This window comes from Mycolicibacterium sphagni (genome assembly GCF_002250655.1).
Taxonomy (GTDB): Bacteria; Actinomycetota; Actinomycetes; order Mycobacteriales; family Mycobacteriaceae; genus Mycobacterium; species Mycobacterium sphagni.
Genome location: NZ_NOZR01000001.1, coordinates 277,242 through 290,590, shown reverse-complemented (window position 1 = coordinate 290,590; position 13,349 = coordinate 277,242). Strand labels below are relative to the sequence as shown.

At 67.9% G+C, this 13,349-nt stretch carries 13 protein-coding genes and 1 riboswitch; of the genes, 6 read left to right on the top strand and 7 right to left on the bottom strand.

Features of this window, described 5'->3' with window-relative positions; genetic code table 11:
- The first annotated feature begins 84 nt into the window (after positions 1–84).
- The 3 genes from moaA (at position 85) to CG716_RS01425 (ending at position 3,060) form a co-directional block, all read left to right on the top strand.
- The gene (moaA, locus tag CG716_RS01435) at positions 85–1,149 is read left to right on the top strand and encodes a GTP 3',8-cyclase MoaA (protein WP_094475675.1); all 1,065 of its coding nucleotides are present in this window, start codon (positions 85–87) and stop codon (positions 1,147–1,149) included.
- Positions 1,142–1,411 carry a MoaD/ThiS family protein gene (locus tag CG716_RS01430; protein WP_094475673.1) on the top strand — a complete coding sequence of 90 codons (270 nt, stop codon included), beginning with the start codon at positions 1,142–1,144 and terminating at the stop codon, positions 1,409–1,411. The genes moaA and CG716_RS01430 overlap by 8 nt, the downstream gene beginning before the upstream one ends.
- A gap of 247 nt (positions 1,412–1,658) precedes the next feature.
- A riboswitch (cyclic di-AMP (ydaO/yuaA leader) is annotated at positions 1,659–1,848 on the top strand.
- A gap of 9 nt (positions 1,849–1,857) precedes the next feature.
- Positions 1,858–3,060, top strand: a complete 1,203-nt coding sequence (locus tag CG716_RS01425; RefSeq protein ID WP_094475671.1) for a transglycosylase family protein — start codon at positions 1,858–1,860, stop codon at positions 3,058–3,060.
- A gap of 4 nt (positions 3,061–3,064) precedes the next feature.
- Here the strand turns inward: CG716_RS01425 and CG716_RS01420 are convergent, their stop codons facing one another.
- From CG716_RS01420 to CG716_RS01405, 4 genes are read right to left on the bottom strand one after another with little or no spacing between them, the layout of a single operon-like run.
- A complete protein-coding gene (locus CG716_RS01420; RefSeq protein ID WP_094475669.1) occupies positions 3,065–3,490 on the bottom strand; it encodes a molybdenum cofactor biosynthesis protein MoaE in 426 nt (141 codons plus the stop codon).
- Complete coding sequence (locus CG716_RS01415) at positions 3,487–3,969, bottom strand: MogA/MoaB family molybdenum cofactor biosynthesis protein (protein WP_094475959.1); 483 nt, start codon at positions 3,967–3,969, stop codon at positions 3,487–3,489. The genes CG716_RS01420 and CG716_RS01415 overlap by 4 nt, the downstream gene beginning before the upstream one ends.
- A gap of 26 nt (positions 3,970–3,995) precedes the next feature.
- Positions 3,996–4,484: a cyclic pyranopterin monophosphate synthase MoaC gene (gene moaC, locus CG716_RS01410; protein ID WP_094475667.1), complete on the bottom strand. Its 489-nt coding sequence runs from the start codon at positions 4,482–4,484 to the stop codon at positions 3,996–3,998.
- Positions 4,485–4,487: 3 nt separating this feature from the next.
- Positions 4,488–4,670, bottom strand: a complete 183-nt coding sequence (locus CG716_RS01405) for a hypothetical protein (RefSeq protein WP_207760547.1) — start codon at positions 4,668–4,670, stop codon at positions 4,488–4,490.
- Between the two features lie 66 nt (positions 4,671–4,736).
- Between CG716_RS01405 and CG716_RS01400 the strand changes: the two genes are divergently transcribed.
- The 3 genes from CG716_RS01400 (at position 4,737) to CG716_RS01390 (ending at position 10,626) form a co-directional block, all read left to right on the top strand.
- On the top strand, positions 4,737–6,998 hold the full coding sequence (locus CG716_RS01400; protein WP_094475663.1) for a helicase-associated domain-containing protein: 2,262 nt from the start codon (positions 4,737–4,739) through the stop codon (positions 6,996–6,998).
- 7 nt (positions 6,999–7,005) lie between these two features.
- Complete coding sequence (locus tag CG716_RS01395; protein ID WP_094475661.1) at positions 7,006–8,655, top strand: DNA repair helicase XPB; 1,650 nt, start codon at positions 7,006–7,008, stop codon at positions 8,653–8,655.
- A 201-nt stretch (positions 8,656–8,856) separates the two neighbouring features.
- Positions 8,857–10,626: a PE-PPE domain-containing protein gene (locus CG716_RS01390; protein ID WP_133066846.1), complete on the top strand. Its 1,770-nt coding sequence runs from the start codon at positions 8,857–8,859 to the stop codon at positions 10,624–10,626.
- 51 nt (positions 10,627–10,677) lie between these two features.
- Here the strand turns inward: CG716_RS01390 and CG716_RS01385 are convergent, their stop codons facing one another.
- From CG716_RS01385 to CG716_RS01375, 3 genes are all read right to left on the bottom strand, one after another.
- Positions 10,678–11,823: a thiolase family protein gene (locus CG716_RS01385; RefSeq protein ID WP_094475657.1), complete on the bottom strand. Its 1,146-nt coding sequence runs from the start codon at positions 11,821–11,823 to the stop codon at positions 10,678–10,680.
- 4 nt (positions 11,824–11,827) lie between these two features.
- Positions 11,828–12,262, bottom strand: a complete 435-nt coding sequence (locus CG716_RS01380) for a Zn-ribbon domain-containing OB-fold protein (protein ID WP_094475655.1) — start codon at positions 12,260–12,262, stop codon at positions 11,828–11,830.
- 94 nt (positions 12,263–12,356) lie between these two features.
- Positions 12,357–13,346: an LLM class F420-dependent oxidoreductase gene (locus CG716_RS01375; RefSeq protein WP_094475653.1), complete on the bottom strand. Its 990-nt coding sequence runs from the start codon at positions 13,344–13,346 to the stop codon at positions 12,357–12,359.
- Positions 13,347–13,349 lie beyond the last annotated feature (3 nt).

Genomic DNA, 13,349 nt, shown 5'->3' with positions numbered 1-13,349 from the left:
GTAGGCTGGGCAAACCGCTGGAGGAGACATGCGCCTGATCTTGAACGTCGTCGGCTACCTCTTGGCCGCGCGTCGGGTGGCGCCATGACATTGACCGCTCTCGGGCTTCCCGCGATTCGGCGCGACGCCGAGGAACATCCGGCCGACATGCCGCGCACCGGCCCCTTGGTCGATACCTTCGGCCGGGTCGCGACCGATCTGCGGGTGTCGCTGACCGACCGGTGCAATCTGCGCTGTACCTATTGCATGCCCGCCGAGGGCCTGGACTGGCTGCCCGGCGACGAGCTGCTGACCCGCGACGAGCTGGCCCGCCTGCTGACCTTGGCCGTCACGCGGCTCGGGATCACCTGCGTCCGCTTCACCGGCGGGGAGCCACTGCTCTACCGGGGACTCGAGGATGTCGTAGCGGTGGTGGCTGCGCTGCGTCCCCGCCCAGAAATCGCGCTGACCACCAACGGGGTGAGCCTGGCCCGGCGCGCCCGAGCACTGGCCGATGCCGGCCTGGATCGGGTCAACGTCTCGCTGGACAGCGTGGACGCCGTGCAGTTCGCCGCCATCACGCGCCGCGACCGGCTCGACGATGTGCTCGACGGTCTGGCCGCGGCGGCCGCTGCCGGGCTGGGCCCGGTGAAGGTGAACGCGGTGCTGGATCCCGAGGGGGGCTTGGCCGACGCTGTCGAACTGCTGGACTACTGCCTGCGCTACGGCTATCAACTACGCATCATCGAGCAGATGCCGCTCGACGCCGGGCACCTGTGGCGGCGCGACGCCAGCCTGGGTGCCGACGAGATCTACACGGCGCTGGCCGCGCGCTTCGACCTGAGTCCCGACCCGGCGCCGCGCGGGTCGGCCCCCGCGCAGTTGTGGCAGGTCAACGGCGGACCGGCCACGGTGGGCATCATCGCGTCGGTCTCACACGCGTTCTGCGCGGCCTGTGACCGGACCCGCCTGACCGCCGACGGCCAGATCCGCAGCTGCTTGTTCGCCGCCGAGGAAACCGACCTGCGCGCACTGCTGCGCAACGGCGCCGACGACGACGCGCTGGAGTCGGTGTGGCGCGCCGCGATGTGGCGCAAGGCTGCCGGCCACGGCATCAACGACCCGGGATTCGTTCAACCGCAACGGCCGATGAGCGCGATCGGTGGCTGAGGTGCCCGCGCCGCTGGAAGTAACTGTGCGGTTCTTCGCGGCGGCCAGAGCCGCGGCCGGCGCAGAGTCGGACCTGCTCAGGGTGCGCCAAGGCGCGACGGTCGCCGATGTGGTGAGCGAACTCTGTTGCCGCAGTGACGAACTGGCACGTGTGTTACAGCGATGTTCATATCTGTGCGACGGCATCGCGGTGCGAAATTCGGCCACTGAACTGCGTTCGGGGCAGACCATCGACGTCCTACCCCCGTTCGCCGGGGGGTGATCGTGATTTACGTCACATCACGATCAGGTAACGAGATGGCCACCGGGGAATTTTCCGTCCGTATCACCTGGGCCAACGCTGACGCCACGTGGGGCTTTAAATCCCTCTTAAGGTTTGCCGCTAGCAGAAACGCCCGAGATTGCAAAAGGTGACGGCACTCTCCCTTCCGGTTAGCGTCTCTGCCAGGCCCGCCCCCTCAACCGGGGCAAGCCCTCTCCGCTCTTAGCGCTCAGCTCCATCCGAGGAGCGGGGAGACCAACGAGAACCATGGATGGAGGCGGGGGACCCACCGGTCCACCGAATATCAGGACCAGGAACCGCTCGCGGTTCCTTGGGGTGAAGCCGAAGTCGTTTCCAGCCGGAAACGAACAAGGCCGGGCGACCTCTCCAGCCCGAACCCGACAGCTGACCTCGCAGGCGCATTGAAGAGAGGAATACAACGACCTATGAGTGGACGGCATCGCAAGCCCACTTCATCGTCAATCAGCGTCGCGAAGATCGCAGTCACGGGTGCAGTGATCGGTGGCGGCAGCATCGCCTTCGCGGGTCAGGCTCAGGCCGCTCCCGATGCCGAATGGGATCAGGTTGCCCGCTGCGAGTCCGGCGGCAACTGGGGCATCAACACCGGTAACGGCTACCAAGGTGGTCTGCAGTTCTCCCCCGGCACCTGGTCCGCGCACGGCGGCGGCCAATACGCCCCGTCGGCCAACATGGCCACCCGCGACGAGCAGATCGCTATTGCCGAGCACGTGCTGGCCACTCAGGGCCGCGGCGCTTGGCCGGTGTGCGGTCGCGGTTTGTCGGGTGCGACCCCGCGCAACGTCGTGAACGAGCCGGCCCCTGACGCGGCGCCGATCGAGGCTGCCTCGTTCGACGCGCCGGCGCCTGACGCCCCGGCCCCCGACGCTCCGGCTGACTTGCCGCCCGCACCGCAAGACCTGCCGCCGGCACCCCAGGATCTGCCGCCGGCACCGCAGGATCTGCCGCCGGCACCCCAGGATCTGCCGCCGGCACCGCAGGATCTGCCGCCCGCACCGCAGCCCAACGTCGTTTCCGTCTCCCAGGACACGGGCCCGGCACCCGATGCGGCCCCGGTCATCGACACCGCTCTGCAGGTACCCGCTCCCGACGCCCCCGCACACCCTGACGAGCAGACGGTCACCGTGCAGGCGTCGTCGATCCACTTCCTGCCGCAGGCTCCGGGCGATCCCGGCGTGCCGCCGGTCCCCACTCCGGCTCCGGCCCCGGCTCCGGCTCCTGCCGATCCCGCCGCGGCGCCCGCGCCGGACGCCAACGTGGTCGCCGCTGGCCAGCCGACGACTCAGCTGCCGGACGGAATCCCGCACCTGACGAGCCCGCAGAACCTGCCGCCGGGCACCAGCGCCGACCCAGAGGCGGATGGCCCGCAGGACGGCCCGAATGTCACGTACCTCAAAGAACTGTGGCACGCGGTGCAGACCCAGCAGGTCAGCAGGGGCGACGCGCTCCTGGCCCTGACCCAGCGTCCGCTGAACACCCCGGTGACGAACGACCCGAGCATGGGCGTGGCTCCGGGCGATCCGAATGCTCCGCTGCCGGGCCCCGGTGCTCCCGCGCCGGCCCCTGCCGCTCCCGCACCGGACGCGCCGGTCCCGGCACCGGCTCAGTAAGGCCTCAGGCCGAGTTCACCCACTCGTCGGTTCCATCCGCGAAGAACTGGTGCTTCCACACCGGTAGGCGCGCTTTGACGGTGTCGACAAGGAGCGCGCACGCCTCGAACGCCGCCCCTCGGTGGTCGGCCGCGACCGCGGCCACCAAGGCGGCGTCTCCGATGTAGAGGCTGCCGATCCGGTGGCTGGCTGCGATTGCTCTGACCCCGGTGGCCTGTGCGGCCACCTCGGCCAGCGCCTCGAATAGGGTCTGCTCGGCCAGCGGGTGTGCGGAGTAGTCCAGCCGCACGACGTCCCGTCCGCCGTCGTGGTTGCGCACCACCCCGGAGAAACCGACCACCGCGCCCGCAGCTTCGTTGGCGACGAGTTTCTCGTGCTCGGCCAGCGAGATGGGACCCTCACTGAGTGCGGCCCGCAGGATCCGTGTCATGAGCGGTGATCTCCTCCGGCCAGTTGGTCCAGTGCGTGGTCGAGGACGTCGGCCAGCACCGACAGGCCGTCGCGAACTCCGCCCGAGGATCCGGGCAGGTTGACGACCAGCGTGCGCCCGGCGACCCCGCACACGCCGCGGGAGAGCACCGCCGTCGGCACCTTTGGCAGCCCCGATCGACGGATGGCATCGGCCAGTCCGGGGATCTGGTAATCGAGAACGCCCAAGGTCTCCTCCGGGGTGGCGTCGGTCGGAGATATGCCGGTACCGCCTGAGGTGATCACGACATCGGATCCGGCGCCGATCGCCGCGCGCAGCTCATCGCCGACGGCGGGACCGTCGACCACCACGATCGGGTCGGGGACGGTGAATCCGCGCTCGGCGAGCCAAGCGACGACGATGGGCCCGCAGCGGTCTTCGTAGACACCGGTCGCGGCTCTGGTGGAGGCGATCACGACCCGTGCGTTGCGGCTACTCACCGGTTGGGGCGCTCCGCAAGCGTCGCTCACGCCGGGCGCACCCACAGGCCGGTCTTGCCGCCCTCTTTGCGCAGCACCCGGATATCGTCCAGTCGGGCGGCGGGGTCGACGGCCTTGATCATGTCGTAGAGCGTCAGGGCCGCGAGGCTTACCGCGGTCAGCGCCTCCATTTCGACACCGGTGCGATCGGTGGTCCGCACCGACGCGGTCACACCTACTTCGGTGTCGCCGATCTCGAAGTCGATGTCCACCCCGGTCAAGGCGAGGTGGTGACACAGCGGGATGAGGTCACTGGTGCGCTTGGCTGCCAGGATGCCGGCCACCCGGGCAGTCGCCAGGGCGTCGCCCTTGGGCAGGCCGCCGGAGGCGATGAGAGCCACCACTTCGGCGGTGGTGTGAACCCGGCCACCAGCCACCGCGATGCGGGTGGTGGCGGCCTTCTCGGTGACGTCGACCATGCGCGCCGCCCCGTGCTCATCGAGGTGCGAGAGCCGGGGCTGCGGTCCGCTGGTCACCGTTTACTTGTTGACGACAGTGACCGGGTGCAGATACGGCAGGTCGGAGGCGGGTACCGGGAACGTGATGTCGCCGAACGGGGACAATGCGCCCACCCGATCGGCGGCCAACTCGCTCACGGCGTGGTCGTCTGGGTCGCGGGTCGGCCAGCCGTTGTCGACATACGGGGTCTTCTTCTCAGCCACGGCAACATTCTGACACCTGTTGGCCCGGCTTGTGCACACAGGCGGCTGTTTTACGCTGGTCAACAAATGACTGAACAATCCGGGCCAGGTTTGCCGCTGGGTGCCTGGCTGGCGGATCTGCCCGATGATCGGCTGATCCGCCTCTTGGAACTGCGGCCGGATCTTGCTCAACCCGCACCCGGCAGCATCGCAGCCCTGGCCGCCCGTGCGGTGGCTCGTCAGTCGCTCAAGGCCGCCACCGACGAACTGGACTTCCTGCGGCTCGCGGTCCTGGACGCACTGCTGGTACTGCATGCCGACACCACGGCGGTACCGGTGACCAAGCTGATCGCGCTGACCGGTGATCGCGCTGACGAGCAGTCGGTGTTGCTCGCGTTGGAGGATCTGCGAGAGCGGGCCCTGGCGTGGGGCGACACCGAAATTCGGGTGTCCACGGAGGCAGCCGCCGGGCTGCCCTGGTATCCGGGGCAGGTCACCCTCGAGGACGCCACCCGCTCCGGGGCCGAGATCTCGGCGGTCATCGACGCGCTCGACGAACCCCAGACCGAGCTGCTGGAGCGGCTGCTGAACGGCTCACCGGTCGGCCGAACCCGCGATGCCGCGCCCGGTGCGCCCGCCGACCGGCCGGTCCCCCGGCTGATCGCGGCCGGCCTGTTGCGACAGCTCGACGAGGAGACGGTGATCCTGCCGCGCCATGTCGGTCAGGTGCTGCGCGGCGAGGAGCCAGGCCCGGCCCACCTGACCGAGCCGGATCCGGTGGCCAGCACCACCACCGTCGCCGACGTCGACTCCGCCGCGGCCGGCGCCCTGCTGGATTTGATCCGCGAAATCGAGCTGGTAGTCGAAAACCTCTCCGCTGCACCGGTTCCCGAACTGCGCAGCGGTGGGTTGGGGGTTCGTGAAGCCAAGCGGCTGAGCAAGCTGACCGGGATCGACGAACCACGCCTGGGCCTGGTCCTCGAAATCAGTTCGGCGGCAGGCCTGATCGCCAGCGGCTCACCCGACCCCGAGCCTTCGGATGGCGCCGGCGGCCCGTACTGGACGCCGACGGTGGCGGCCGACCGCTTCCTCGAGACGCCGACCGCCGCGCGCTGGCACATGCTGGCCACCACCTGGCTCGCGCTGCCGTCCCGCCCCGGCCTGATCGGAAGCCGCGGCCCCGACGGGAAACCCTATGCGGCACTGTCTGATTCGCTGTACTCCACAGCCGCCCCGCTGGACCGGCGCCTGTTGCTGGAACTGCTCGACAATCTGCCGCCCGGGTCAGGTGTGGACGCCCTGCGCGCCTCACAGGCGCTGATCTGGCGCCGGCCCCGCTGGGCGGCGCGGTTACAGCCGGAGCCCGTCGCACACCTGCTCGACGAGGCGCACGCGCTGGGCCTCGTCGGCCGGGGGTCGCTGAGCACACCAGCACGGGTTCTGCTGACCGGTGACGATGAAGCCGCCATCGAGGCGATGAGCAAGGTGCTGCCCGCACCGATCGATCACTTCCTGGTCCAAGCCGACTTGACCGTGGTGGTGCCCGGACCGCTGCAACGCGAGCTGGCCGACGAGCTGGCGGCCGTGGCCGCGGTGGAGTCGGCCGGCGCTGCCATGGTCTACCGAGTCAGCGAGGCGTCGATCCGCCACGCTCTCGACACCGGTCGCACCGCAGGCGCGCTCCACGCATTCTTCGATCGGCATTCGAAAACCCCTGTCCCCCAGGGCTTGACTTATTTAATCAACGATGTTGCGCGTCGGCACGGCCAGCTGCGCGTCGGCATGGCGTCGTCGTTCCTGCGGTGCGAGGATCCGACGCTGCTCGCCCACGCGGTGGCCGCGCCGGCCTTGGAGCACCTGGAGGTACGGCTACTGGCCCCGACGGTGGCCGTGTCACAGGCGCCGATCGGCGAGATGCTCGCGGCGCTGCGGGCGGGAGGCTTCGCGCCGGCGGCCGAAGACTCATCCGGTGCGATCGTCGACCTGCGCCGGCACGGTGCGCGGGTGTCCGCGCCCGTGCACCGTCGCCTGTTCCGTGCGCTGCCCAAGCCGAGCCAGGAAACCCTGGCCTCGGTGGTGGCGGTGCTGCGCCGGGTGGACTCGTCGGCCCCGTTCGCCAACGTCCGGCTGGACCCCGCGGTATCGATGGCACTGCTGCAGCAGGCGGCCATGGAACACAAGGACGTGGTGATCGGCTACGTCGATGCCGCCGGTGTGGCTACGCAGAAAGTGGTGCGCCCGCTCACGGTCAGCGGCGGTCAGCTGCTGGCCTGGGACGCGACCCAAGGTCGCCCGCGAGAGTTCGCCGTCCATCGCGTGACGTCGGTGATGTCGGCCGACGCTGGATAATGGCTATATGACAGATGGCCCCCTGATCGTGCAGTCCGATAAAACCGTGCTGCTCGAGGTCGACCATGAGCTGGCGGGCGCCGCCAGGGCCGCGATCGCACCGTTCGCGGAGCTGGAACGCGCGCCCGAGCACATCCACACCTACCGCATCACTCCCCTGGCGTTGTGGAACGCCCGCGCCGCCGGCCACGACGCCGAACAGGTGGTCGACGCGCTGGTCAGCTTCTCGCGCTACGCCGTGCCCCAGCCGCTGCTGGTCGACATCGTCGACACGATGGCACGCTACGGGCGCCTGCAGCTGGTCAAGAGCCCGGTCCACGGCCTCGTTTTGGTCAGCTTCGACCGGGCGGTGCTCGAAGAGGTCCTGCGCAACAAGAAGATCGCCCCGATGCTGGGCGCACGGATCGACGACGACACCGTGATCGTCCATCCCAGCGAGCGCGGCCGGGTCAAGCAGATGCTGCTCAAGATCGGGTGGCCTGCCGAGGACCTGGCCGGATACGTCAACGGCGAGGCCCACGCGATCACACTGGATCAGGAGAGCTGGCAGCTGCGCGACTACCAGGAGATGGCCGCCGAGTCATTCTGGGCGGGCGGCTCGGGCGTGGTGGTGCTGCCGTGCGGCGCGGGCAAGACGCTGGTCGGCGCGGCCGCGATGGCCAAGGCCGGGGCGACGACTCTGATCCTGGTGACCAATACCGTGGCGGGCCGGCAGTGGAAGCGCGAGCTGATTGCGCGGACCTCGCTGACCGAGGAAGAGATCGGCGAGTATTCCGGTGAGCGCAAGGAGATTCGACCGGTCACCATCGCCACCTACCAGGTCATCACCCGCCGCACCAAGGGCGAGTACCGGCATTTGGAGCTGTTCGACAGCCGTGACTGGGGGCTGATCATCTACGACGAGGTGCACCTGCTGCCCGCGCCGGTGTTCCGGATGACGGCCGACCTTCAGTCACGTCGCCGGCTCGGGCTCACCGCGACACTGATCCGGGAGGACGGCCGCGAAGGGGACGTCTTCAGCCTCATCGGCCCCAAGCGCTACGACGCGCCGTGGAAGGACATCGAGGCCCAGGGCTGGATCGCGCCGGCGGAGTGCATCGAGGTTCGGGTCACGATGACCGACAACGAGCGGATGCTCTACGCGATCGCCGAACCCGAGGAGCGCTATCGGCTGTGCTCGACCGCGCACTCGAAGATCGCGGTAGTCAAATCGATCCTGGCCAAACACCCCGACGAGCCGACGCTGGTGATCGGCGCCTACCTCGACCAGCTCGACGAGCTGGGCGCCGAACTGAACGCGCCGGTGATCCAGGGCTCGACCAAGAATGCCGAGCGCGAAGCGCTGTTCGACGCCTTCCGCCGCGGCGAGGTCAAGACGCTGGTGGTGTCGAAGGTGGCGAATTTCTCCATCGATCTGCCGGAAGCGTCAGTGGCCGTGCAGGTTTCGGGGACCTTCGGGTCGCGCCAGGAAGAGGCGCAGCGGCTCGGCCGGCTGCTCCGCCCCAAGCACGACGGCGGCGGCGCGGTGTTCTACTCGGTGGTCTCCCGAGACAGTCTCGACGCGGAGTACGCCGCGCACCGGCAGCGCTTCCTGGCCGAGCAGGGGTACGGCTACATCATTCAGGACGCTGACGACCTGCTCGGCCCCACGATCTGACTGGCCGGAAGGTAGCCGCGTCAGTAGCGCAGCAACAACGAATCCTGGCACGAAAACGGCCGATGGCTTCCGAAATCGTCGGATGTGCGACGACAGAACGAACAATCGACCACACCGTCAGATATTGCCAGCGAACCTGCGATCGACAGGTTATTCTTCGCCCCGGCACATTTTCCGTATGGCGGTAAAAGGGGGCATCGGGTGAGTGCAGCAGGATTCGTCGGTCGCGTCGGTGGTTTGGCCATTGCACTCGGCGTAGGCGCCGCGGTAGCCAACGGAACGGCAGTGGCCTGGGCCGATAGCTCGCCGTCGGGATCGCCGTCTGCGCACGCGAATTCGACGCACTCGAGCGGTTCCTCCCCACGCGCAGACCAGCACACTGCCACGGCGGTGCCTGCCTCGACGACGGGGGCACGAACCGCGGCGGCCCCCCGCGCGACCGCCGGCGCGAAGTCTGCGGTCACCTTCCAGGTGCCGACGCTGAAACTCCCGGCCCCGCCAAGGCTGAAAATCCCGACCCTACCGACGCCGAATCTCCCAGCGCTGCCCAGCGACTCAGATCTGGAGTTGACGCTGGCCGCCTTCAGCCGCCGGATCACCGAAAGCCCGCCCCTGACCGCCGCAGCGGCAACTGTGACGACCGTGCTGGACCAGGTCCAAGCCGCCGCGGCCCAGAACACTGCCCTGATCATGGGGGGCAGCGGTGATCCGATCCCGAGCCCTACCTACATCCAGCACGTTTTCGACCTCTACATCAACCCCAGTTACCCAGGGGCCGTCCCGTTCCAGCTGGACACTCCCGAGGGGCTGTATCCGATCACTGGAGTGAAGAGCCTGCCGCTGAACGTGTCGGTCCAGCAAGGGATCAGCACCCTCATGACCACGATCGCGAGCCAGATCGATGCCGGCAACACCGCCACGGTGTTCGGGTATTCGCAGAGCGCGATCATCTCGTCGCTGGTGCAGAGCCTGCTGCCGGCGGGTACGGCGGCACAGTTCGTGCTCGTCGGTAACGAGATGAACCCCAACGGCGGCTTTCTGTCCCGCTTCCCGAACTTGAGCCTGCCCAGTCTCGGGATCGACTTCTACGGCGCCACCCCCGAAAACCTGTTCCCGACAACGAACTACACCCTCGAGTACGACGGGTTTGCCGACTTTCCGAAGTACCCGCTGAATTTCCTGGCCGATCTCAACGCCGGGCTCGGCATCGTCTTCGTGCACACCAAGTACGCCGATCTGACGTCAGCACAGGTCGATTCGGCCATCGCATTGCCGACCACCGACCCGTCGCAGAAGTACTACGTGATCCCGACCGAAAACTTGCCGCTGCTGGAGCCCCTGCGGTTGATCCCGGTCATCGGCAACCCCATCGCCGACCTGCTGCAGCCGGCCTTGAAAGTCATCGTCAACCTGGGCTACGGCGACCCCAACTACGGCTGGTCCACTGACGGATATGCCAACGTGCAGAGCACCTTCGGGTTCATCCCCAATGTCAACTGGGGTGAGGTCGCTCAGCTCTTCGTCGCCGGCGTCCAGCAGGGGATCAGCGATTTTGTCGCCGATGTCAGCCCGGGCGGAATCATGTGGCAGGAGCTGGCGGCTCTGCATCTGCCGAAACCCGGTCCGTCGCCGGTACTGCCAACCCCCACAGGGGTCATCTCGGCCTTGCAGACAGTGATCTCCGACGTCGCCTACAACGTCTCGAACAGTTCGGCGGCGCTCTACGCGGCAGCACTTCCGACCGCGGACATCGTCAACGCCATCGTCACGATGCTGCCCGCCTATGACGCCAACCTGTTCCTCAGCGGCATTCAGCAGGCGCTGTCCGGTGACGCCATCACGGGTCTGGTCAACGCCATCGGCCTGCCACTCGCTGCATCCGTCGGGTTGGGCACCACCGCAGCGCTCATCGAGGTGCTCGTTCTGGTGCAGGCCGCCCAGGGTTTCTTCGGCCAGGAGACCGACGTCTGAGGGCTGCCGGGCCGGTTACTGAGCCGGGTGTTGAGCCGGGTGTTGAGCCGGTTAGAGAGAAAGTATTGTCGCCGAAGCGGTTCCGGGTGCGCCGTAGACCTGTGCCAGTCCGATGCGGGGGTTGCCCGGCACCTGACGCTCACCAGCCTCGCCGCGCAGCTGGCGCACCAGCTCGTGCATCTGACGCAGACCTGAGGCGCCGATCGGCTCACCATTGGCGATCAGGCCGCCGTCGGTGTTGATCGGCAACGAGCCATGGATCTCGGTGGCGCCGTCGGCCAGCAGCTTCTCCTGCTCGCCGTCGGCACACAGGCCGGTCTCGGCCATGTGGATGATCTCGGCACCGGCGTCGGTGTCCTGTAGCTGGGCGATGTCGACGTCCTCGGGGCCGATGCCGGCCGCTTCGTAGGCGGCCTTGGCGGCGTAGACGGTCGGCGAGACGTCCTCGTCGAGCGGTGCCGATGTGCCGTGCACCTCGTAGGCGCCGAACGTCCGGGTGCGAATCTCGCTGGCGCGCACGTAAACCGGCTTGTCGGTGAACCGGTGGGCGATGTCGGCGCGGCACATGATGACCGCGGCGGCGCCTTCGTCGGGAGCGCAGAACATGTACTGCCGTAGCGGATAGTTCAGCACCGGCGAGGCCATGATCTCTTCGATGGAGATCTCCTTGCGGCGGAACGCATTCGGGTTGAGCACACCGTTGCGGAAGTTCTTGTTGGCCACCCGGGCCAACGTCTGCTCGGAGATGCCATGGTCGTGGATGTACCGGTTGGCCTTGATGCCGAAGAACTTGGTGGTGACGAACTGCCCGTTCTGGGCGTACCACTGCGGCAGGGCCAGCTTGGCCGGGTCGTCGGTGAAGGCGCCGCGCGGGTGCTTGTCCAGGCCGACCGCGATGCCGATGTCGTACTTGCCGAGCCGGATCGTGTCGGCGGTCTGCTGGATGGCGCTGGCCGCGGTGGCGCACGCGTTGAAGACGTTGGTGAAGGTGATCCCGGTAAGTCCGACGAGGCGGGTCACGGCGTCGGGATTGGACACCTCATAGCTGCCGCCGAAGCCGAACTGGATGTCCTTCCAGTCCGCGCCGGCATCCTCGAGCGCCAGCGCGATCGCCTCGGCACCCATCTGCATGGCGGTCTTCTCAAACCTGCCGAACGGGTGCAGGCCGACTCCGATGATCGCGACGTCGTTGCTCATGCTCTTAAGCTCCCTCGGCGGGCTGGAAGGCAAAGGTGACGACCTCGTTGCCGTCGGCGTCAGTGGCGAACGGGATCATCGTGAGCTCGACGTCCATGCCCCACTTCAGTTTTGCCGGGTCGTTCTCGGTGAGCCGGCCCTCGACGCGCACCACGGCCTCTTCTCCCTGGCCGAGCTGCACCAGGCCGACGCCGAACGGGACGAAGTCCTTACCGGTCGGGCCGATGTAAGGGGCTCCGGGCGGGAAGCCCTGCGTGGTCCAGGCCACCAGGGTGCCGCGCCTGGGCAGCTTGACCTCGTTCATACCGGCCACGCTGCAATGCGGGCAGCGATCCTGACTAGGGAAGACCACGGCCGAACAGCTGGCGCATTCACTGCCGATCAGCTGGGGGTTCTCGTGCGGCCATGTGGAGATTTCGGGCGCCAGGGCCTTTTGCATAGCGGCATCCTCCGTAGTCAAGTCGGTAGCGGCGATCGTACAACACTGTTAGCCACGGACGGAAACCGCATTCTCATCTGAATGCACGCGCTTCTCACGCCAGCGCGGGGATCACCTCACGCTCGAACATTTCGATGCCGGACCGGTCGTAGGCGGCCTCCGGGAAGTAGCAGATCACGTACTCGCAGCCCAGGTCGCGCAGTGCCGTCAGGCTTTCGACCACCTGCGCGGGCGTGCCCGTGGCCGAGCCTGGCGCGGTGGCCGTCGTCATCATCGCGTCGGCGGCCGCGTCCCCGCAGTACCCGGCCAGCCGGTCGCGGACCCGCTGCACCCGCTGGGTGACGTCATCCGGCGAGCTGCCGATGATCGCGTTCACGTTGGCCGAGCGCACGATGGCGTCGTAGTCGGTCCCGACCTCGCGGCAGTGGTCGGCCAGCACCCGTGACTTGTGCGCGAACCCCTCGGGATCGGAGGTGAAGTTGGTGTACTGCGCGTACTTCGCGGCGATCTTGAGCGTCACCTTCTCACCACCGCCGGCGATCCACAGCGGAATTCCGTTCTCCTGCAATGGCTTAGGCGCAACAATCGCCCCGTCGACCTGATACTGCTTGCCGTCGAAACTCACCTTGCCGTCCCGCCAGGCGTCGCGCATGATCTGCACGCCTTCGTCGAGGCGGGCCAGTCGCACACCGGCGGAAGGAAAGCCGTAGCCATAGGCGCGCCATTCGTGCTCGTACCAGCCGCCGCCGATGCCCATCTGCACCCGGCCACCGGAGATCACGTCGGTGGTGGCGGCGACCTTGGCGAGGTACACGGGGTTGCGGTAGCTCATCGCGGTACACATCTGGCCGAGCTTGATCCGCGACGTGCTCGCCGCGTAGGCGGCCATTAGGGTCCATGCCTCGTGAGTGGCCTCGCCGGTCGGCATCGGCACGGTATGGAAATGGTCGTAGACCCACAGCGAGTCCCACGGCCCCGCGTCGGCGTGATCGGCCAGATCGCGCATTACCTGCCAGTGCTTTTCAGTGGGGATGCCGACCAGATCCAATCGCCAGCCCTGCGGAATGAACAATCCGAATCGCATGGC